At 45.3% G+C, this 22,205-nt stretch carries 18 protein-coding genes; 15 read left to right on the forward strand and 3 right to left on the reverse strand.

All coding sequences use genetic code 11. The annotated features are described in order from the left end of the window. Positions 1-58 precede the first annotated feature (58 nt). The 7 genes from RKD52_RS11300 (at position 59) to RKD52_RS11330 (ending at position 8,859) form a co-directional block, all read left to right on the forward strand. Positions 59-2,239 carry a malate synthase G gene (locus RKD52_RS11300; RefSeq protein WP_454099815.1) on the forward strand — a complete coding sequence of 727 codons (2,181 nt, stop codon included), beginning with the start codon at positions 59-61 and terminating at the stop codon, positions 2,237-2,239. A 51-nt stretch (positions 2,240-2,290) separates the two neighbouring features. Beyond that, complete coding sequence (locus RKD52_RS11305; protein ID WP_454099816.1) at positions 2,291-3,067, forward strand: fumarylacetoacetate hydrolase family protein; 777 nt, start codon at positions 2,291-2,293, stop codon at positions 3,065-3,067. A gap of 44 nt (positions 3,068-3,111) precedes the next feature. Further along, on the forward strand, positions 3,112-3,879 hold the full coding sequence (locus RKD52_RS11310; RefSeq protein WP_454099817.1) for an IclR family transcriptional regulator: 768 nt from the start codon (positions 3,112-3,114) through the stop codon (positions 3,877-3,879). 230 nt (positions 3,880-4,109) lie between these two features. Then, positions 4,110-5,888, forward strand: coding sequence for an L-lactate permease (locus RKD52_RS11315; RefSeq protein WP_454099818.1), 1,779 nt, complete (start codon positions 4,110-4,112; stop codon positions 5,886-5,888). A gap of 110 nt (positions 5,889-5,998) precedes the next feature. Beyond that, on the forward strand, positions 5,999-6,721 hold the full coding sequence (locus RKD52_RS11320; RefSeq protein WP_454099819.1) for a (Fe-S)-binding protein: 723 nt from the start codon (positions 5,999-6,001) through the stop codon (positions 6,719-6,721). Between the two features lies 1 nt (position 6,722). Continuing rightward, positions 6,723-8,162, forward strand: a complete 1,440-nt coding sequence (locus tag RKD52_RS11325) for a LutB/LldF family L-lactate oxidation iron-sulfur protein (protein WP_454099820.1) — start codon at positions 6,723-6,725, stop codon at positions 8,160-8,162. Then, on the forward strand, positions 8,143-8,859 hold the full coding sequence (locus tag RKD52_RS11330) for a LutC/YkgG family protein (protein ID WP_454099821.1): 717 nt from the start codon (positions 8,143-8,145) through the stop codon (positions 8,857-8,859). The genes RKD52_RS11325 and RKD52_RS11330 overlap by 20 nt, the downstream gene beginning before the upstream one ends. Positions 8,860-8,911: 52 nt before the next feature. Here the strand turns inward: RKD52_RS11330 and RKD52_RS11335 are convergent, their stop codons facing one another. Beyond that, positions 8,912-10,198, reverse strand: coding sequence for a nucleotide sugar dehydrogenase (locus RKD52_RS11335; protein WP_454099822.1), 1,287 nt, complete (start codon positions 10,196-10,198; stop codon positions 8,912-8,914). A gap of 226 nt (positions 10,199-10,424) precedes the next feature. Here RKD52_RS11335 and RKD52_RS11340 point away from each other — a divergent pair, with 226 nt between their 5' ends. The 4 genes from RKD52_RS11340 to RKD52_RS11355 are packed head-to-tail and all read left to right on the forward strand — an operon-like array spanning position 10,425 to position 14,537. Further along, the gene (locus RKD52_RS11340; RefSeq protein ID WP_454099823.1) at positions 10,425-11,537 is read left to right on the forward strand and encodes a DegT/DnrJ/EryC1/StrS family aminotransferase; all 1,113 of its coding nucleotides are present in this window, start codon (positions 10,425-10,427) and stop codon (positions 11,535-11,537) included. Beyond that, complete coding sequence (locus RKD52_RS11345) at positions 11,534-12,610, forward strand: Gfo/Idh/MocA family protein (protein WP_454099824.1); 1,077 nt, start codon at positions 11,534-11,536, stop codon at positions 12,608-12,610. The genes RKD52_RS11340 and RKD52_RS11345 overlap by 4 nt, the downstream gene beginning before the upstream one ends. Before the next feature lies 1 nt (position 12,611). Beyond that, on the forward strand, positions 12,612-13,550 hold the full coding sequence (locus tag RKD52_RS11350) for an NAD-dependent epimerase/dehydratase family protein (RefSeq protein WP_454099825.1): 939 nt from the start codon (positions 12,612-12,614) through the stop codon (positions 13,548-13,550). Between the two features lie 3 nt (positions 13,551-13,553). After that, entirely contained in the window at positions 13,554-14,537 is a 984-nt protein-coding gene (locus tag RKD52_RS11355; protein WP_454099826.1) for a glycosyltransferase family 4 protein, read from the forward strand. Positions 14,538-14,901: 364 nt separating this feature from the next. Here the strand turns inward: RKD52_RS11355 and RKD52_RS11360 are convergent, their stop codons facing one another. Next, the gene (locus tag RKD52_RS11360) at positions 14,902-15,897 is read right to left on the reverse strand and encodes a DUF4855 domain-containing protein (protein WP_454099827.1); all 996 of its coding nucleotides are present in this window, start codon (positions 15,895-15,897) and stop codon (positions 14,902-14,904) included. 134 nt (positions 15,898-16,031) lie between these two features. Here RKD52_RS11360 and RKD52_RS11365 point away from each other — a divergent pair, with 134 nt between their 5' ends. The 3 genes from RKD52_RS11365 to RKD52_RS11375 are packed head-to-tail and all read left to right on the forward strand — an operon-like array spanning position 16,032 to position 18,760. Beyond that, the gene (locus tag RKD52_RS11365; RefSeq protein ID WP_454099828.1) at positions 16,032-17,015 is read left to right on the forward strand and encodes a hypothetical protein; all 984 of its coding nucleotides are present in this window, start codon (positions 16,032-16,034) and stop codon (positions 17,013-17,015) included. Between the two features lie 17 nt (positions 17,016-17,032). After that, entirely contained in the window at positions 17,033-18,052 is a 1,020-nt protein-coding gene (locus RKD52_RS11370; RefSeq protein WP_454099829.1) for a glycosyltransferase family protein, read from the forward strand. A 15-nt stretch (positions 18,053-18,067) separates the two neighbouring features. Further along, a complete protein-coding gene (locus RKD52_RS11375; RefSeq protein ID WP_454099830.1) occupies positions 18,068-18,760 on the forward strand; it encodes a DapH/DapD/GlmU-related protein in 693 nt (230 codons plus the stop codon). Between the two features lie 19 nt (positions 18,761-18,779). Here the strand turns inward: RKD52_RS11375 and RKD52_RS11380 are convergent, their stop codons facing one another. Continuing rightward, positions 18,780-20,051 (reverse strand): glycosyltransferase family 1 protein, encoded by a 1,272-nt coding sequence (locus RKD52_RS11380; protein ID WP_454099831.1) that lies wholly within the window; start codon positions 20,049-20,051, stop codon positions 18,780-18,782. A gap of 189 nt (positions 20,052-20,240) precedes the next feature. Between RKD52_RS11380 and RKD52_RS11385 the strand changes: the two genes are divergently transcribed. Next, positions 20,241-22,064, forward strand: coding sequence for an NTTRR-F1 domain (locus RKD52_RS11385; RefSeq protein ID WP_454099832.1), 1,824 nt, complete (start codon positions 20,241-20,243; stop codon positions 22,062-22,064). Positions 22,065-22,205: the final 141 nt, after the last annotated feature.

The raw sequence follows: 22,205 nt of genomic DNA on the forward strand, positions 1-22,205 counted from the left end.
TAGAAAACATCGTTGCGCAATACGAAACAATGAACCGGATATCAAAGGAGGAGAAATCATGGAAGGGTACGTTCAAAAGGGGAATTTAAAAGTCGCTGAGGTGCTGTATGAATTCATTCAAAAAGAAGCACTTCCTCAGACAGGAGTGGAAGAAGAGGCGTTTTGGAAAGGCTTTGAAAACATCATCGATGAGCTGACTCCGAAAAACCGCGAGCTTCTTAACGTCCGTGATGAGATTCAGCACAAAATCAATGCCTGGCACAGAGAGAACGGCAAAGAAGCTGACTTTGAGACATATAAAGCGTTTTTGCATGAGATTGGATACCTGGAACCTAACGCACCTGATTTTAAAATTGCTACTGAAAATGTGGATGATGAAATTGCTTCACAGGCTGGGCCGCAGCTGGTCGTTCCTGTAAACAACGCTAGGTATGCCATTAATGCAGCCAATGCCCGCTGGGGAAGCCTGTATGATGCTCTTTATGGAACAGATGCCATCAGTGAAGAAGGCGGCGCACACAGAGAAGGCGGCTACAATCCCGTCCGCGGCGAAAAAGTGATTGCGTTCGGCCGGAATTTCCTTGATGAAACCGTGCCGCTTGCAAACGGCTCTCATAGAGACGCAGCGGAATACGCCATTTCAGACGGCAAGCTGCTTGTCACATTGAGCAATGGAACAAAAACGTCGCTTGCTGATTCTGAAAAACTTGCAGGCTATCAGGGGAATGCCGATTCACCGTCTGCTGTTCTGTTGAAAAATAACGGTCTGCATTTTGAAATCCAGATTGACAGAAGCCATTCCATCGGTAAAACGGATATGGCCGGCGTGAAGGATATTCTTCTTGAGGCTGCTCTCACTACGATTATGGACTGCGAGGATTCCGTAACGGCAGTTGACGCAGAAGATAAAGTCCTTGTTTACCGCAACTGGCACGGACTGATGACCGGAAATCTTTCTGCCAGCTTCAAAAAGGGCAGCAAAACGATGACGCGCACCCTGAATCCTGACCGCACGTATTCATCCCTAAGCGGGGAAGAATTTACTTTGCCCGGCAGATCACTCATGTTTGTCCGGAACGTCGGACACCTCATGACGAATAATGCGATTCTCGACGGCAGCGGGAATGAAATTCAGGAAGGTATTCTTGACTGTGTAATGACGGGTCTGCTTGCAAAGCATTCGCTTTTAGGAACCGGAACCTACCAAAACTCCTCAAAAGGGTCCGTTTATATCGTAAAGCCGAAAATGCACGGGTCAAAAGAAGCGGCGTTTGCAAACGAACTGTTTAACCGCACAGAAGATCTTCTTGGACTGGAGCGGCATACGCTTAAAATCGGCGTGATGGATGAAGAAAGACGCACCTCGCTTAACCTTAAGGCGGCCATACGCGAGGTAAAAGACCGGATTGCCTTTATTAATACCGGATTCCTTGACCGTACCGGCGACGAGATTCATACTTCAATGGAAGCTGGCCCGATGATTCCTAAAAATGAAATGAAGTCTTCTGTCTGGCTGACCGGCTATGAAAAGTCGAATGTCTTCACAGGCCTTGAGAGCGGTTTTCAGGGCAAGGCACAAATTGGGAAAGGCATGTGGGCAATGCCTGATCTGATGAAAGATATGCTGGACCAGAAAATCGGGCATTTGAAAGCAGGAGCGAATACAGCATGGGTTCCTTCACCGACTGCCGCCACTCTGCATGCCCTTCATTACCATCAGGTAAATGTGACCGACGTGCAAAATCAGCTGAAGGAAGAAGCAAGGGATCTGCGTGATGATATTCTGAGAGTTCCTGTAGCTGAACAGGCAAACTGGAGCAAAGAGCAGATCCAGCAGGAGCTTGACAATAATGCACAGGGAATCCTGGGCTATGTTGTGCGCTGGGTAGAGCAGGGAGTGGGATGTTCAAAAGTGCCTGATTACTACAATGTTGGATTAATGGAAGACCGGGCTACACTGCGGATTTCAAGCCAGCATCTTGCCAACTGGCTGCACCACGGAATTTGCTCAAAAGTGCAGGTTCAGGAAACGCTTGAGCGCATGGCAAAAGTCGTTGACAAACAAAACGCAGGTGATCCACTGTATATGCCGATGGCTCCGGATTACAAAAACTCTGTTGCTTTCCAGGCCGCTTGTGACCTTGTGTTTGAAGGATATGACCAGCCGAACGGATATACAGAACCGATTCTTCACCGCCGCCGTCTTGAGGCAAAAGCGAAATTTGCCGTTAAAAACTAAAATGAAAGCGGGGCAGCAAGCCCCGCTTCTCTCACAGAAAGGAGCATCACCATGAAATTTGTTCGTTATAAGTCTGACTCTGCTGTTTGCCAAGGCGTTTTGCTTGATTCAGAAATAAAAGAAATAAGCGGGAACCTATTTTCAGAGTGGGAGTATACTGGCCGTGTTTTGAATGTATCAGAAGTACAGCTGCTTGCACCGCTTCGGCCAAATCAAATCATCGGCATCGGCGCAAACTTTGTCGCGGGTAAGCAGGATTTGCCTGAAGTCCTTCCTGACATCCCCGTTTTCTTTTTCAAGCCGGTTTCATCTGTCATCGGTCCTGATGAAAAAATTGTGATTCCGGCCGGTGCGGAGGAAGTAAAGTTTGAATCTGAACTTGCCGTTGTTATTGGAAAAGAAGCAAAGAACCTGTCAGAAGATGAGGTACTCGACTATGTTTTCGGCTATACAGTCGGCAATGATGTGACAGCGCCTGCTTTTTTTCACGGTGACGGACACTGGACGATTGGGAAATCGTTTGATACTTTTACACCTCTTGGCCCTGTCATTGAAACGGAGCTGGATCCGTTTGCAATAAATGTACAAGCCAGATTGAACGGGGAATTGAAGCAGGACAGCCCGCTGGATTTAATGATCATTCCCATCAGAAAAATGATTTCGTACCTCTCAAATGTTATGACGCTAAATGAGGGGGATGTGATTTTAACCGGCAGTCCGGTTGGGGCAGAATTTGTAAAAGCGGGATCCGTCATTGAGTGCAGCATAGAGGGTATCGGCACACTGAGAAATTCATTCTCTGAAGCCCGCGAGAGTGTAAAAAGCTGAAATTTCTGTCATCGCAACGAAAACGCGCATCCGGGGTGAACAGTATGGAAAGGGAAAACATGGTGAAGTCAGTCGGCAGGGCACTGGACGTTATTGCGCTTATCAGCATGAAAAAAAGCGGTCTTGGCGTAACGGAAATCGCCGGGCAGATGGATATTAACAAGAGCTCTGTCTACCGGATTCTTGCGACCTTAGTGCAATACGGATATGCCGAACAGAACGAGGAGACCGGCAAGTACAGGCTTGGCTATAAATTTCTTGAAATCAGCACAAAGCTGCTTGATTCCATTGATTTAAGAGCAGAAGCGAAAACTCACCTCATGAAGCTCGAGCAGGAAACAAACGAGGTGATCCACCTTGTCGTATATGATCAGGGTGAAGTGGTCTATATTGAAAAGCTTGACGGCAGTGAAACGCTGAGAATGCACTCTAAGGTCGGCAAGCGTGCACCTATGCACTGCACGTCTGTCGGAAAAGCCATTCTTGCCCATCTTCCTGCAGAAACGATCCAGGATATCCTCGACCGGAAAGGCCTGCCTGTTCATACGCCGAATACAATCATTAACAGGGATGATTTTCTTCAGGAGCTTTGCAGAGTAAAGAAAAAAGGAATCGCTCTGGATCTGGAAGAAAATGAATCCAGCATTACCTGTATTGCAGCTCCGATTTTTGACCATTCAGGTCAGGTCATCGCTGCTTTCAGCATTTCCGGACCAACAATAAGAATGTCTGAGGACAGGCTGAAAGGTCTTGAGCCAAGAATAATTGAGACCGGAAAACTGATTTCAGCAAGATTAGGTTTTGAGAAGTAAGCATAAGATTGCCTGTTTTTTTACTATAGCAAAAACGGGCCCTTTTTTTGCCCTGAAATATTTGTGTTAATTTTCTAACTATTATTGTAATTAAGCGTCCAGTTTGTATAATAGATGTGAGGCGGCAGTTGTTATATAACAATTTTAAGTATTGTTATATAACATGTTGCACCCTCGCAAACGAAGTGAAATTGTGTTGCGCAATACAATACAGAGAAGGGGGAATATCAGTGAGCACGGGTATGCTGGGACTATTATCACTTTTGCCGATTTTAGTAGTAGGAATTTTTCTTGTAGGGTTAAGATGGCCGGCAAGCAAAGCAATGCCCATTTCGTACATAACAGCCATTGCGCTTGCCTTGTTCGTGTGGAAGGTTCCCGGAGCAACAGTTGCAGCAGCATCTGTCAATGGACTGGTTGTCGCAGGAACACTTCTTTACATCATTTTCGGTGCCATTCTGCTTTTAAACACACTTCAGGAAAGCGGCGGAATAAAAACGATTCGGCAGGGATTCACAGATATTTCGACTGACAGACGGATCCAGGTGATCATCATAGCATGGCTGTTCGGATCGTTTATCGAGGGAGCATCCGGATTTGGCACGCCTGCAGCAGTTGCAGTGCCGCTTATGGTCGGCCTCGGTTTTCCTGCAATGGCAGCGGTTATTGCAGGTATGGTCATCCAGAGTACACCCGTTTCATTCGGTGCAGTCGGAACACCAATGCTTGTGGGTGTACAAACTGGACTTTCTGCAGACACATCCATAACAGGAGACTTTCTCGCTCTTGTTACCGCAATTGGAGGACAAGTTGCTATTCTTCATATGATAGCAGGTACGCTGATTCCGCTGTTTGTCGTTGCACTAATGACAAGATATTTTGGAAAAAACAAATCGTTTGCTGAAGGATTAAAGGTCTGGAAATTTGCCCTTTTCTCTGCGTTTGCCATGACCATTCCATATGTCATTACCGCCAATACTCTCGGTCCTGAGTTTCCTTCCATGATCGGAGGTCTGACCGGTCTTGCCATCGTGGTCTTTGCAGCGAAAAAAGGGTTTCTCATGCCTCCAAAAGAAGAAGCATGGGATTTTGAGGCGAAATCAAAGTGGGATCCTGAGTGGAGCGGATCACTTGAAATCAAGGATATTTCACACAAAAGCGGAAGCATGAGCATGATGATGGCCTGGGCTCCATATGTTCTGGTAGGTCTTTTTCTGGTCATCTCAAGATTAAAAACGCTCCCTGTCATGGGCTGGCTGCAGTCATGGGTCGTTTCGTTTCCCAACATGTTCGGCTCTGAAGTCAGCGCGAGCTTTCAGCCGCTTTATCTTCCGGGTACGATTTTTATCCTTGTATCCCTCATCACGTACTTTTTGCACGGTATGAATGGAAGCGCATACAAAAATGCATGGTCACAATCAGCCAAAACAACTCTCGCCGCATCTACTGCGCTTATATTCACTGTGCCGATGGTGCAGGTATTTATCAATTCAGGCGGCGGGGCTGCAGGATTTGATAAAATGCCGATTGAACTTGCAAATGGTGCAGCTGCCATTGCAGGGGAATTCTGGCCGTTCTTTGCTACTTTTATCGGAGGAATCGGGGCGTTCATTGCCGGAAGCAACACAGTCAGCAACATGATGTTCAGTCTTTTTCAATACGATGTAGGTTCAAAAATCGGTGTGGATCCAACATGGATCGTAGCGCTTCAGGCAGTCGGAGGTGCAGCTGGGAACATGATCTGCGTACATAACGTAGTCGCTGCATCTGCCGTTGTCGGCTTGTTTGGAAAAGAAGGGCTAGTCATCAGAAAAACAATCTTCCCATTTACGTATTACGCGCTTTTATCAGGGGCGGTTGGATATTCAATCGTCTGGTATTCGCAAAAAGGCATTTTCAACTTAGGATCCTATGTGGCAGTCGCCATCGCTATGGCAGCCATTTATATCGTGGCAACGGGGCAAAAGCGCGCTGCGGAGCTATCTGGCAGCAAAACGCTGAAATTATAAACAATCAGAAAGCTGCCGAACTCAGGCAGCTTTCGCTTTTCCTTCGTTAAGCCCTCGACGTTCATGTATACTAAAAGTAAGAAAATTCTTGCAAAAGAGGTGGCGAACCAGTGAAAGTATCATTGTTTATCACGTGCCTTGCAGATGTCTTTTATTCAAATGTAGGAAAAAACACGGTCGAACTTCTTGAAAAGCAAGGATGCGAGGTTGATTTTCCGGCTGCACAAACGTGCTGCGGTCAGCCTGCTTATAACAGCGGCTATCATAAAGAAACACGGGAAGTCGCCAAGCATATGATCTCGGTATTTGATGCATCTGATTATGTTGTCGGTCCATCAGGCTCATGTGTGGCCATGCTGCATGAGTATGAGGAGCTTTTCAAGGAGGATCCTCTATGGAGAGACCGTGCCCGCCAATTATCAAAGAAATCCTATGAACTGACTCAGTTTTTAGTAGAGGTTTTGAAAATAGAAGATGTAAATGCCAGTTTCCCTGCAAATGCGACGTATCACAAATCCTGCCACATGACCCGCCTGCTCGGCGTGAAAGACGCACCGGACAAGCTGCTGCAGCATGTAGACGGCCTTGAAGTGACGCCTCTTCCAAACAGTCAGGACTGCTGCGGATTCGGAGGCACATTTTCTGTGAAAATGGTTCCGATTTCAGAACAGATGGTGGATGAGAAAGTCACTCATATTCAGGAAACCGGCGCTGATGTTCTGATTGGAGCCGATTGCGGCTGTCTGATGAACATCGGCGGAAGAATCAACCGAAAAGGCATTCCTATTAAAGTCATGCACATAGCCGAAGTGCTGAACAGCGGGGTGAAGTAATATGCCGATGAAAATAGGCAATGACTCCTTTTTCAACCGGGTTGAAAGCGGCGTCAGCAATCCGTTTATGAGAAAAGCGGTCGCTTCAGCCCAGGAGAGGATGCAGGGGAGAAGGCTGCAGGCAACAGAAGAGCTCGGTAACTGGGAAGAATGGAGAAACCTTGGGGAAGAGATCCGCACGCATACTCTTCAAAACCTTGACTATTATTTAGAGCAATTGAGCGAGAATGTATCAAAAAGGGGCGGTCACGTATTTTTTGCTTCTACGAAAGAAGAAGCAAACGAATATGTAACTAAAATAGCCCGTGAAAAAAAGGCGAAAAAAATCGTGAAGTCCAAATCCATGGTCACAGAGGAAATCCATCTGAATGAAGCACTTGAAAAAGCTGGCTGCGAGGTTATAGAGACGGACCTTGGAGAATACATCCTGCAGCTTGATGATCATGATCCGCCTTCGCATATCGTTGTGCCTGCCCTGCACAAAAACAAGGAGCAAATCCGTGACACGTTTAAAGAAAAACGGGGGTACGACAAAACCGAGATGCCGGAAGAGCTCGCCCTGTTTGCAAGAGAACAGCTGCGGAAGGATTTCCTGAGCGCCGATCTTGGAATAACAGGATGCAATTTCGCCGTGGCGGAATCAGGCTCTATCTGTCTTGTCACGAACGAAGGAAATGCCGGCCTTGTCACGGCACTGCCGAAAACCCAGATTACAGTCATGGGAATGGAGCGCATTGTCCCGACTTTTGAGGAGCTGGATGTGCTTGTGAGTCTCCTTTGCCGCAGTGCTGTCGGTCAAAAACTGACAAGCTATATTACGAATTTGACAGGGCCAAGAGATGACGGTGATGCAGACGGACCTGAGGAGTTTCACCTTGTCATTGTAGACAACGGCAGATCTGCTATTCTCGGAACTGAGTTTCAGAGTGCGCTTCACTGCATAAGATGTGCGGCATGTGTCAATGTATGCCCGGTTTACCGCCATATTGGAGGACATTCGTATGGATCGATCTATGCTGGCCCGATTGGAGCTGTCCTGTCGCCGCTGCTCGGGGGGTATGACGATTATAAGGAACTTCCTTATGCTTCCTCGCTTTGTGCAGCCTGCACGGATGCCTGTCCTGTGAAAATACCGCTTCATGAGCTTTTAATCAAACATAGAAGAAAAATGGTAGAAGAAGACGGCAGATCAGCGTTCGGTGAAAAGCTTGCCATGAAAGGCTATCAGCTCGCAGCTAGTTCCCCGGGCATCTACGGCGCCGGAACGAAATCCGCATCTGCTGTTATGACTCCATTTACAAGCTCGGGCATGGTCAAAAAAGGACCGGGTCCAATCAAGCCATGGACGGATGTGAGAGATTTTCCGGCACCAAGCAAAGAAAGATTCAGAGACTGGATGAAAAAGAGGGAGGCGAAACCGGATGAACGCGGGGACAATTGAGAACCGGGACTCTTTTCTTGAGAACGTTGCAGTGAAGCTTGGCAGGAGCAGAAAATCTTCTGGCGTGACGAAACCTGAATGGCAGAGGAATCCCCAATGGGATGTATACAGAAACAGCAGCCAAAGAGAGCTTGCCGGCGTTCTGAAAAAACAATGTCTGCTTATTCATACGCAGTATATGGAAACGGACAAAGAAGGTCTTTTTGAAAAAGTGCTGCATGTGATAATTGACTACGGCGCAAAGTCAGCAGTCATTCCCAAGGATCCCCGCTTTGAAGCATTAGGCGAGAACTATATGGCTTTGTGGAAGGAGAAGGGGACCTGCGTTCATGAATGGAACCATGAACTTGCTGAGGAAAATATCACCGCTTGCGAACGGGCTGACATCGGAATTGCTTTCAGCGATCTTACACTTGCTGAATCAGGAACGGTTGTCCATTTCAGCAGCAGGGATAAAGGCAGATCGATCCATCTTCTTCCAAAGACCTATTTATGTATTGTGCCCCTGAGCACTCTCGTACCAAGACTGACTCAAGCGGCAGAACATGTCCGTTCCATGCTGAAAAAAGGAGAGCACCTTGCGTCATGTGCGGACTTTATAACGGGCCCGAGCAACAGTGCAGATATTGAACTGAATTTGATCGTCGGTGTGCACGGACCAATTAAAGCATCGTACATTGTCGTAAAAGATATGTAAACGAACCCCCGTCTGCTTTGGCAGGCGGGGGTTCTTGTATTTATTCGGATGATTAAACCTTTCTGCCGTCTCCAAGTCTAAATAACGTTTCCGAATCAGGAAGTGTTTTCGTCACATTTCTTGTATCAAAGATCAGTGCCGCATGCTGAGCGAGCAGATCAAGCGGAATCTGTGTATGATCCGTTAAGATGACAACAATATCGTACTCTTTTAAACTGTTCTCTGATACTTCCGCACTCTTAAATTCTTTTCCGTGAATGGACATGACCGGAATAAAAGGATCATGGTAGGATACATCGGTACCGGATTCGGCAAATTTTTCAAAAACTTCAACAGCTGTAGAGTCTCTGATATCAGCCACATCTTTTTTATACGTAACCCCGTAAAGAAGAATTTTCGGATGCTGTTTTCCCTTAAGCAGCTTTTTCGTGCGTTCTGCCACATAGGTGACCATTTGATCATTCACTTGATCGGACAATGAAATGAATTCGCTGCTTTTCTGTGACTGCTGAAGCTTCCACTGCAGATAAAGCGGATCAACCGGAATACAGTGGCCTCCAATTCCCGGTCCCGGATAAAATGGGGTATACCCGTATGGCTTAGTCGAAGCAGCATCAATCACTTCCCAGATGCTGATGCCAAGATCGTCACATAAAACCGCCATTTCATTCATAAATGAAATATTAATGAAGCGAAACGTATTTTCAAGAAGCTTTGTCAATTCTGCTGCTTCTGCCGATGAAACAAGAACCACCTGATCGTACACTTGTGAATAAAGGTCAAAGGCCGCTTTTTGGCATGCCGGTGTTGTGCCGCCCACCACTTTTGGAATCTGCGTCACTGCATACTGTTTATTTCCCGGGTCGATCCGTTCCGGCGAATTGGCCACAAAGAAATCATTGCCTGCTTTCATGCCGTCCCGCTCAAGCATCGGCAAAAGCACATCTTTTGTCGTTCCCGGGAATGTCGAGCTTTCTAAAATAACGAGCTGCCCTCTTTGAAGCCGTTTGCTGATCTCAAGTCCGGCGCTCTCAACATATTTCAAGTCGGGGTTTTTATCTTTCAATGGTGTCGGAACACATACAATAATCGATTCCACACTCTTCATGATGTCAAAATCACTGGTCGGAATAAAATTCTTTTGTTCGACTGCATCTTTCAGGCGCTCATGACTGACATCGTCAATGTAGCTGACTTTATTCGTTAATGAGGCAATTTTTCTTCCGTCCACATCGATCCCGTATACTTGAAATCCTTTTTCCGCCAATGTAACAGATAGGGGCAGGCCAACGAAACCTAAACCTATGACTGCAAGTTTACCTTTGTATTTATCTGCCACTTTCAAATCTCCTCGCATTATCTTGGTAGTTTAGTCTCGTTATGGTATGCACAATCTTTTTATCCGCCATAGACAGTCAACCAGATGCAAAAAAAGGGCACTGTCCTGTAAAAAGTACGTGCATGCCCTGAAGCAATTAGTCACATGCCGTATCACCTGACTTCTTTTCTTCATACATTAATCCTGATGGTTGTGAACTTGAAATCCATGAAAGAAGGAGCCGTATATGATTAATCTGGTAGATTTGCAGAGGCAGTTTCAGGCGATAAAAGAGGAAGTTTTTAAAGAAATTGAGAAAGTGTATGATTCCGGCCAGTATATACTCGGTCCGAAGGTGCTTGAGCTCGAAACAAAGATTGCAGAAAAACTCGGCGTATCAGATGCCATAGCAGTAGGAAACGGAACAGATGCACTCGTTATGGTGCTTGACGCGCTTGGCATCGGAGCAGGGGATGAAGTGATTACCTCTCCGTTTACGTTTTTTGCAAGTGCGGAAGCTATATCGCGTGTAGGCGCAACACCGGTGTTTGCTGATGTAGACCCGAATACCTTCAACCTTGATCCCGGTAAAACGGCAAAGGCAATAACTGAAAAAACAAAAGCCATCATTCCCGTGCATATTTTTGGCCAGCCTGCTGATATGGATGAAATGAATGCTCTTGCAAAAAAGCACGGACTTTATGTTATTGAAGACGCCTGTCAGGCATTTGGCGCGTACTACAAAGGAAAAAGAGCGGGAAGTCTTGCGGATGTTGCCTGTTTTTCATTTTTTCCAACTAAAAATCTCGGGACAATCGGTGACGGCGGCATTATTACCACTTCAAATCCTGAGCTTGCAGCATCTTTGAGAAAACTGAGAATGCACGGAACTTCAAAGAAATACTATCATGATGCCATTGGGTACAACAGCAGACTCGATGAAATTCATGCCGCCATCCTGCTTGTCGTTCTTGAGAAGATTGACGAGTGGAACAGCAAACGGCAGGAGTTTGCAGAACAATACCGGACAGAGCTTTCGTCACTGAGCGGACTGACATGTCCTAAAGCATCTGCAGACAGAAGCCATATTTATCATCTCTTCTGCCTGCAGTCGGATAAAAGGGATGACTGCCTGCAAGTCCTGAAGGATAATCAAATCGCATCAGGTGTTTACTATCCGCAGTGTCTTCACTTGCAGGAAGTTTACCGGTCTCTGGGCTACAGAAAAGGAGATTTCCCGGAAGCGGAAAATCTTTCGAACACCCTTTTTGCCGTGCCGATGCATCCTTTCTTATATAAAGAAGAGCAGGAAAAAATCGTTCAGACTCTTAAAACCGTTTTAGGCGGAGATCAATCATGACGGTTTCATTCGGACTGATCGGCTGCGGTTTTATTTCAAAACGCCATGTGAACGCCATCGCCGGCTGCTCCGGAGCCTCACTTGCAGCGGTAAGTGATCTTAAAGAAGACAGGATGAGAGAAGCGATTGCAGATTATAAACAGGCGGTAGGGCAGGATAAAGAGGTCACAGCGTATACGTACTATACAGAAATGCTTTTAAATGAAGACATTGATGTGATTGTTATTACAGTCATCTCAAGTCTTCATGCCAAAATGGCAATGGAGGCACTGAATGCAAATAAACACGTCATATTGGAAAAACCTATGGCATTATCTATAAAAGAAGCTGATTCCATTATTGAGTTAAGCAAAAAAAAGCAAAAGCGGGTGATGGTCTGCCATCAGCTCAGATTCCTTCCTCTGCTGTCCAAGATGAAAGAGGTCATTGATGCCGGTCAGATTGGAACCCCCTATTACGCGATCGCTTCAATCAGAATTAACCGCTCCAGGGAGTATTATGAATCTGCCCCGTGGAGAGGAACGTGGAAGCATGATGGAGGAATGCTTTTAAATCAGGGTATTCACCTGATTGATCTTATGCAATGGTTTTTGGGGGAGGCAAAGTCGGTTTCGGGGGAAATTCTTCATAAAAACCTGTCCAAAGAAACAGAAGATGCCGCGATCGGCATCGTGACATTTGATAACGGCGCTAAAGGAGTCATAGAGGCAAACGTCATTTCGCAGCCGTCGAATATTGGGTATGCCCTTTCTGTTTTCGGGGAAAAAGGAACACTCTCTGTAGAGGGTCCCTCTCTAAGCAGGGTTTCCAGGTGGCACGCGGAGGGAAGTGAACTTGATATTCAGGAGGTTGAAGCTTTTTCAAAATCGTTTGATGAACAGCTGGCCATGTACAAAAACCTGATTGAATCGCTGAATGATCCGGATGCAGAGCCGCTGATTTCAGGGCCGGAGGGGAAAAAAGCGCTTGAAATCATTTTTGGTCTTTATGAGTCCGCCCTGACTGCAAAGCCTGTCCATCTGCCAATGAACGACTTCTCCACGTTATCGATGTTAAAAGAAAAGAGGGATTGACATGTTCGGAAATGTCCTTATTACAGGCGGAGCAGGTTTTCTTGGATCACAGCTCGTAAAAACCCTGCTGCCAACTTCGAACCATCTCTATATTATTGATAATTTATCGACAGGCACTGTTTCGGCCATCCCCGACAGTGACAAAATCACGTTTTACAAAGCATGCATAACCGATGAAAAAGTACTGGATGACATTCTTCCAAAAGTCGATTACATTTTTCACTTTGCCTGTAAAAATCTAGTCCTGTCAGTGGACAATATTTATTCTGATTTTCACACGAATGTTCTTGGCGGCTTTACCCTTTTGAGAAAAGCAAAGGAGCTGTCACCGCAGCTGAAGAGATTTGTCTATGCATCTACAGCGTCAGTTTACGGAAATGCCGAGATTTTCCCTACACCTGAAACGTACTACAATATTAAACTGCCATACTCAGCCAGTAAATTTACCACCGAACATTATTGCGATGTCTATTTCAATCTGTACCAGCTGCCGGTTGCAACTCTTCGTTTTTCAAATGTATACGGACCCGGACAGCTGATATCAAATCCATATTGCGGCGTCATCGCGAAATTTTTTGATGCAGCCGAAAAGAATGAGCCTTTTGACATTTTTGGAGACGGAAAACAGACCCGGGACTTTACGTACGTTGACGATGCCATGGATGCGACGATTCTTGCGGCTGTTTCGGATGTTGCTCTTGGCGAAAAATACAATGTGGGCACCGGAATCGAAACCAGCATTCTGCAGCTTTCAGCCAGTGTGAAAGAAGCAGCGGGAAAAGACACTCTCGGAAATGCATTCTCTCCGAAACGAAATGTGGATGTCGTTCAGAGACGGTGCATGGATACCGGTAAGATTGAAAGGGAGCTCGGTTGGAGGAACCGCCATTCGCTCATTGAAGGTCTTACGAAAACGCATGAATGGCTGAAAGGATCGTGAATCATGAACATTTTTCATGGAACGACTGAAATTGCCGGGCAAATGGGTATTTTAAGCTCAGCCCTTGAGAAAAAAGGATATCATTCACTCGGGTACAACACATTTCACTCATATCTCGGGTACAAGGATTATTTAGTGAACACGGATGAAGCCTATCTGGAGAAAAATCAGGACCAGCTGATCGCAGATTATGATCTTTTTCATTTCCACTACAATACGACCATGTGCAAATCTTACAGCGATCTTGAAAAAATTCATGCCCTGGGAAAGAAAATGGTTATGCATCACTGGGGAAACGACGTGCGTTTTCATGAACAGGCAAAAGAAAAAAATCCATTTGCCTATACGGGGGATTCACCGCCTAACGAAGTGATGCATGAACGATTAACAAAAGTTTCATCGTTTATTTCAGAGGCGATTGTACAGGATTATGAAGTTTATGAGTACGTTAAAGAGTATTATCAAAAAGTGCATGTGCTGCCGATTGCCATTGATCTCACTCATTTTAAACCTGCCTACCCGTCAAAGGACAAAAAAGTTCCGCTCATTCTTCACGCGCCGACAAATCCCGATTTTAAAGGGACCCGACATGTTGAAGCTGCCATTGAAAAGCTCCGGGAGACCTATGAATTCACGTATAAGCGAATCGAAAAAATGAATCACGACGAAGTCATCTCCCTGTACAAAGAAGCAGATATCATTGTGGATCAGATTCTCTGCGGCTCCTACGGCCTGTTAAGTGTAGAATCAATGGCGCTCGGCAAGCCGGTGGTCACGTTTATAAGACCGGATCTTGTTCCGACGTTTCCGGACACACTCCCAATTGTTAACGCCAATCCCGAAACAGTCTATCATGCAGTTGAACGCCTGCTGAAATTCCCGGAACTGAGAGAAGACATTGGCCGTCAGGGGCGAAAATATGTGGAAGAAAACCACTGCAAGCATGTGGTTGTTGATGAACTGATTAAAATCTATCAGAACTTATAAGGCGACTGGAACAAAATGTTTGTGGTCAATTTTTATGGATTTACACATAAGGATAGGGAGCGATTACCCGTAAAGTGGCAGCACTCGGTGGAATGACGCCACAAATGCGTATTCTGTCATCTGAAAAGTGGCAGCACTCGGAGGAATGTCGCCACAAATGCGTATTCTGTCACCTGAAAGTGGCAACACTCGAGGAATAGTGCCACAATTGAAAAAGCTCGCATCCGCAATGGGGCGAGCCTTTTGTATAGTAGAAATCCTGCCAAATGAGCGCTATTTCATATGTTTCTCAAGCTGCTGTCTTTTGTTCCAGCATCTTTTTCACTCAAAAAAGCCGCTCATTTCAGCGGCTTTTGTTCTGTCTTTATTTGTACGGCATACCTGGGTAGGAAGTCCATGTGTACGTTTTGTTTAAAAAGGAAGCGATATGCCCGTAAATGGTCCGGTTTTCTGTAAAAATACCTTTCATCGTCTGTTTTGGAAAATGATAGACTACAACAGCATCATTCGTCATATACAGTGCCCGTATGCCCCAATTTAAATAGTCGAGGATATGGGTGTCGTTAAATGTCATGCCTTTCCCGAAAAGAACTTGCACGCCTGTATGATAAAACTGTGCAAAATTGGAGGAATGAATGATCCAGTTGTAATCCAGATGTGTGTTTCCATAATAGTTGGCATGAACACACGCTGCATCGAACCCAAGCTCTCTGCATTTAATTGCGCCGTAAGAGCCGAGAAACGGAAGCCAGAAGGAATATACCTTCTTCTCTTTCGTATAACTGGTGAAACCTGTGACGACAGGTTCATCAATTTCCTGAATGGATCCTCTCTGCCACAAAAACCCTTTAAACTCCAGGTTAGGCAAGCCGGCTTTTTCTTTCTCCCATCTGGAGAGGAACTGATCCATCCACCATTTTACGGCATAAAGCCGGTCTTCGTTTAAAGAGAAGTCTAGTTTCTTTCCATTTATCGAGCCAAAATCTGTCTGCAGGTGAGAAGGATATGGAACGCCTGCCCAAATTTCTGTCTTTTCAAGAGCAGCCTGATTTAAAGCATAGAAATTTGCATCCTTTTTAAAAAAGTGTTCAATGGCAAGTTTCCAGTCTGTCAGATCAGCCTGCTCCCCAAAGCCTGTAAACATCGGATGGATATAATGGTCTTTTCTGAAAGAAACAGGATTAAAGATAAAACTTTTGAATAAAGATTGAGGTGTAGCAGGATTTTCCTGATTCACCTGATAAAATGCTAACTCATCTGCCGTCCAGTCTGTTCTGTCATGAATTGAAATACCCCCGCACGGAAGCATGCAAATCGATTTGTGGATGGATAGCTCACTGGCCATTAAATATCCAGACAACGTGCAATCACTCCTTTTAGTGTCATTCCTGTACAGCATATGGCGCTTTACTATAAAAGGTTATGTGTGAAAACCTCATTTTTATAACCTTTCTTTCACGGAGGGAATAAGATATGCGAGAAGGAGTGTTGCAAATGAAGATTGTCCATTGCCCAACTGAAATTGCCGGACAGATGGGTACACTTTGTAATGAATTGCGGAAAAAAGGGTATGAAACCGCTGGATTCAACTGGTTTCACAGCTATATCAATTATCATCATAAACATGTTGTAAACACCGATTTATTTGAATTGAAAAACGTCATTTCAGACATCGTCGCAACGGCAGATATTCTGCACTTTCATAACGGAAATACATTTCTCACAGGAAATTATGACCTGCCGAGTCTTGCTGAAACTGGTAAAAAACTGATTATGCAGCACTGGGGATCAGATGTGAGGACGGCAGGAAACGTAAAAAAATACAATCCCTATCCGCTGCCTGCCGGATATTATTCGGATGAAAAAATTCACGAGCATCTTGCTTTCAATTCAAAATACATTAAGACAGCCATCGTTCAGGACGGCGAAATGGTGAATCATGTGGCTGATTTTTACGAAAAAGTGTATATCATGCCTTTAGCCTGCAACCTTGATAAGTTCAGTCCAAGATATCCCGGAGAAAACAAAGTGCCTGTCATCATTCATGCACCTACAAACAAGGAATTTAAAGGGTCGGAGTATGTCGAAGCAGCGATTGATAAAATGAAGGGCAAGGTGCCGTTTGAGTATCAGATGGTTGAAAAGAAAAGTCATAAAGAAGCTCTTGCCATGTACAGCCAGTCAGACATCATCGTTGACCAGATCATGTGCGGATCTTACGGAATGCTGAGTGTTGAAGGGATGGCAATGGGCAAAGCCGTAGTAGCGTTCGTGCGTGATGACGTGAAAGAAAAATTCCCAAGTGATCTTCCTATTGTCATTGCAAATCCGGATAACCTCGATCAGGTTTTGACTGATTTATTAAGGGATAGGGACCGCTTAAAAGAGATAGGAAAAGCCAGCAGAAAATATGTTGAAAAATATCACGCCAGCAGCGTTGTAGCTGACTATCTCATTGAAATTTACAAATCACTGTAAGGGGCTGTTGCAGTAAAATGCTAGATAAAAACATAAAAATAATGCATGCTCCTGTTGAGATTGCGGGGCAGGTTGGCCTGATCAGCTCCCAGCTAAGAAAATACGGCTATCAATCCGGTGCGTATAATTTTTTTATCAGTTACTTGAACTACAAGCAAACGTTTAATACGGACGCTTTTGAGTTAATGCAGATTTTCGAAAACTCGTTTGATCACTTTGATATTTACCATCTGCACAACGGCTACTCCTTTATGGACAGCTATAAAGATCTTAAGTTATTAAAAAATGCAGGAAAGAAAATCATCATGCATCACAGAGGAAATGACGTAAGAGCCCCTGAACGTGCAAGAAAAGGTGATAATTATGTCAATCCCTATGTTAATACGGAATCTTCCCATGATGCAGAAAAAATTCATTCAAGTTTGCAGCTGTTTGCAGAAGTTGCAGACGCTGCAATTGTTCAGGACCATGAATTATTTGAGTATGTGAAAGATTACTATCATGCCCGGAATAAGAAAGTATATATCCTTCCAAGACTGATTGAAACGGAAAAGTATATTCCCGCATATCCCGGCAAAACAAATAAACCCCTTATTGTTCATGCCCCGACTCTGCCGAAATTTAAAGGGACGGAACAGATAGAACAGACAATAGACAGATTAAAAGACAAGTATTCCTTTGAGTATGTCAGAGTGGAAAAGATGAGCCACGAAGAAGCCGTGGCGGTATACAAACGGGCTGATATCGTTATTGATCAGATTCTATGCGGGGCGTACGGTAATCTGAGTGTGGAGGCAATGGCACTGGGCAAACCGGTCGTCTGCTATATCAGGCCAGATATAAAAGAAAATCTTCCGGAAAGCCTGCCTATTGTGTCAGCTAATCCGGATACGCTTTACGATGAACTATCAAAACTCCTGGATAATCCCGATACGTTTAAGAACCTTGGTGCAGAAGGCAGAAAGTTTGTGGAACACTATCATGATGTTTCTGTTGTCATGCCGGGTCTTCTAACGATTTACAAAGACGTTTTATAAGAAAGGAGTGGCAGTATGATACATCCCACAGCAAAAATCGGGAAAAATGTCGTGCTCGGACAGAATGTCGTCATCGAAGAAAACGCAGAGATTGGCGATGATGCAGAGATCGGCCATCATGTCATCATTAAAAAAGATACAAAAATAGGAAACAGGGTGCAGGTCGGGGACTTATCCGTTCTCGGAAAAACAACCTCGAAAAATAAAAAGATGGCAAGAAAACCCGGTGCTGCCCTTACACCGCTTGTTATAGAGGACGATGTGAGAATTGGATGCAATACTGTGCTGTACAGAAATCTACTTTTGAAGCAGGGAGCCTTTGTCGGAGATCTTTCAAGCATACGGGAGAAAGTAGTGGTTGGAGTAGATTCCATTATCGGCAGAAATGTAATTGTAGAAACGAACACTCTCATTGGCAGCAGAGTAACTGTTCAGACCGGCTGCTATGTGACCGCAGACATGATCATTGAAGATGAGGTGTTTCTCGGTCCATGTGTTTCAACCTCCAATGACAAATACATGGGCGAGGGAAATTATCCCTATAAAGGTCCGGTTATTAAGAAAGGCGCAAAAATCGGCAACAACGCGACTCTTCTTCCGGGTATTACAATTAATGAGAACGCCATTATCGGTGCAGGTGCAACTGTCACTAAAGATGTAGAGGCAGGGAAAACAGCAGTAGGAAATCCGGCACGAGTGATCAAATAAAAGGTAACCCCTGCTGACATCAGCAGGGGTTATTTATCACATCCTGGTAAACGTGATGAATGAGCGGGCAAACTGCCGCAGAGTCATGATATTTCTCTGCATATAGCCGGCTTTTTCTGCCTGTCTCTGGGAAACTGTCAATGTTCTGAAGCAGGCTTGCAATAACGGCTTCAATTGTATCAGGGTTCGCAGAAATAACGGGCAGATCTTTAGGATAGTGCTGCTGCATCTCATCTGAAATGTAACAAACCACAGGCTTCCCAAGAGCCATGGATTCAACACTGAAAAGACCGTAGCTCCCGATATGAAGCTGGTCAATGATCACATCTGCTCTCTCATATATTTTTTTCGCTTCCTGATGACTCATGCCCTGAACAAGCTGAAACTGAAAGGTGTATTTATCCTTCAGCTTTTCGACTGCCTTGAGTATAAAGGCGGTTCCTTTAATGAAAGGAGAGGTTGGCGCATGGACAATGAGCGGCGGTTCATTCTGTTTCCTTATTGAAACAGGCTGATAAGATTGCAGATCAATAGCTGATGGTATGATATGGACATGTTCGTAATAATCTTTCACATAAGGAAAGAGTTCGTAGTCCGGAATGATGCAATGATTGATTTGAGAAGACAGGGTCTTTAGTTTCTGATGAATTCCTATCTCATTTTTATCTTTCACCAGCGCATAGGGATTCGATTTCAACGCCTCAGAGTGCAGCCTTACATCACTTCCCCAATGATGCATAACCATCGATTTGCCTGCATCTTTAAGCATTGAAAAATCAGAATAATCAAATGTGAGGGTAGTTCCGAAGTGAAAATGAAAGAGATCATAGATTGCTGTGAATTCTTCCGTAAGCTTTCGGAGCTTTCTATTAAGTTCAGGGGTGCTCCGCTGATTTCTCAAATCCCAGGTGTAATCATTCTGATAATTTAAGTAGTAAGGATAATAGTTCAGAGAATCACTGGATACACCGATTGTTCTTAATCCTGCTGTGAGAACATTCATTTGATTGGCGATTTCAATTGATCCATGCAGAATACGCAGGTCCGGTTTGCTTCGTTTAGGGAAATGAAGATCGATCAGTTCTGCAAAATATTTTTCTTCCGGAAATTCCACGTTTCCTCTCCACAGCCAAAGCCACGATTGAGGATTCTGTCCCCTGGCGGAAGCAGCTGCTGCATTCAGCAGAAATTCCCTTCCTTTATTCTTCTTTTGGCCGTCACCTTCTAAGACAGCCTCGTTAATAGACAAAACGTTTAATTTTGTCAGGATGTCTTCGTGAAGACTTTTCATTAGGCTCCTCCTTCTGAATCTGGTGTTTTTATATGTATATGCGCAAAAAAGAAACAATTGTTTAATGAGATTCGAGCAGGGAATTTTCTCATGCCCTCCATTACAACAGCAGCAGGGACACTTCTCTTTTCAAAATGCTTTTCAAAAATGGATACTTGCCTTAACACTCCATATGCATGCAGACATAAAATGATCGAGAATTATTCTGAGATTGGAGGACAAATTTTTACAATTGTAAATCGAATAATTAATGGCGGATTTGAAACAGGCATTCTGTCTCCGTGGACGGGACAGAATGCGGTAATTAGTTCTGCCCAGGCCCACAGCGGCATTTATTCAGCTCTCCTGCTTGGCGGGACTGCAAACTCTTTTATTTTTCAAAGAGTTGATGTAAGTCCTGGAGAGACGTTTGAACTCATTGTCTCCTTAGCAAAAAACGGAGCACTGCCGAACGGGCCAATTACTATTTCAGTCGCTTACTATACGGCCGCAAATGCATTTTTAGGATATGGGGTTATTACAAATATCACAGCCAATAATGTGCCGACAGCTGCAAATGATACATGGCTTGAAGTCTATCAGACAACAGCTCCTGCACCGCCGGGGACAGCATATGCTCTTGTACTGATTAATAAACTGCCGCAGGCAAATTCAGCAGATATCTTTGTTGATGATGTGGCGCTTTTAAGTTCAGTAGGAGGGGCTACGGGAGCCACGGGAGCAACAGGACCGGCTGGTGTAACAGGTGCTACTGGGGCGACTGGAGCAACAGGTGCGGGAGTTACAGGTGCAACAGGTGCAACAGGACCTGCCGGCGTAACAGGAGCTACGGGTGCAGGGGTTACAGGTGCGACAGGAGCAACTGGAGCTACAGGACCGGCTGGCGTAACAGGTGCAACTGGAGTTACTGGAGCTACTGGCATAACAGGAGCAACTGGAGTTACTGGAGTTACTGGCGTAACAGGAGCAACTGGAGTTACTGGAGCGACGGGCGTAACAGGAGCAACTGGAGTTACTGGAGCTACTGGCGTAACAGGAGCAACTGGAGTTACTGGAGCTACTGGCATAACAGGTGCAACTGGAGTTACTGGAGCTACTGGCGTAACAGGAGCAACTGGAGTTACTGGAGCTACTGGCGTAACAGGAGCAACTGGAGTTACTGGAGCGACGGGCGTAACAGGTGCAACAGGGGCTACTGGGGCTACTGGAGCAACAGGTGCGGGGGTTACAGGAGCAACAGGGGCTACGGGTGCAACAGGACCTGCTGGCGTAACAGGAGCTACGGGTGCAACAGGAGCTACCGGTGCGGGGGTTACAGGTGCAACTGGGGCTACTGGGGCTACTGGTGCAACAGGACCTGCCGGTGTAACAGGAGCTACGGGTGCAGGGGTAACAGGTGCAACAGGGGCTACAGGAGCTACAGGAGCTACGGGTGCAACAGGACCTGCCGGTGTAACAGGAGCTACGGGTGCAGGGGTTACAGGTGCAACAGGGGCTACAGGAGCTACAGGTGCAACAGGACCTGCTGGCGTAACAGGAGCTACGGGGGCTACAGGACCTGCTGGCCCAACCGGGGCCACAGGTGCCACGGGACCAACAGGACCCGCTCAGCCGGTAAGTTCTTCGATCTTTGATACTCAGCAGACAGCTGCAATCCCTATCACAGTTGGAGTTGAAACAACCGTTACTTCAATTACATTATCCGTAACGGCTGGAAACAAACTGAAAGTTGATAACAACGTTCAATTGGCTTTTGTAACTACTGCCAACTGGAATATTGTCTATAATATGAGGATCAGAAGAGACGGAGTCCTTATAGAAGAGCTGACGACTTCACGTTCTGGAAGCCCGGCAGGCACGCAAAGATTTCTAAATGCCAATACGCTGGTAGATACTGCACCTGCTACAAATGCAAGCAGGACTTATACAGTGAGTATTTTAGTAACCACTGCATCAAGTGTAACCAGTATTAATGCCGAGACAAGAACACAGAACATCATCAGATTCGTTTAATTACGCTTATTGTCGTTAAACCCTGGAAGGCTGCAGGTAAATCGAAGCGATTTGATAAACCTGCAGCCTTTTCCATGTCTTAAATGTTCAATAAAAATGAAACGTTTCTAAATAAAATGGGATCATGTCCATTTCAAATAA

Source organism: Metabacillus sp. SLBN-84, from assembly GCF_053629595.1.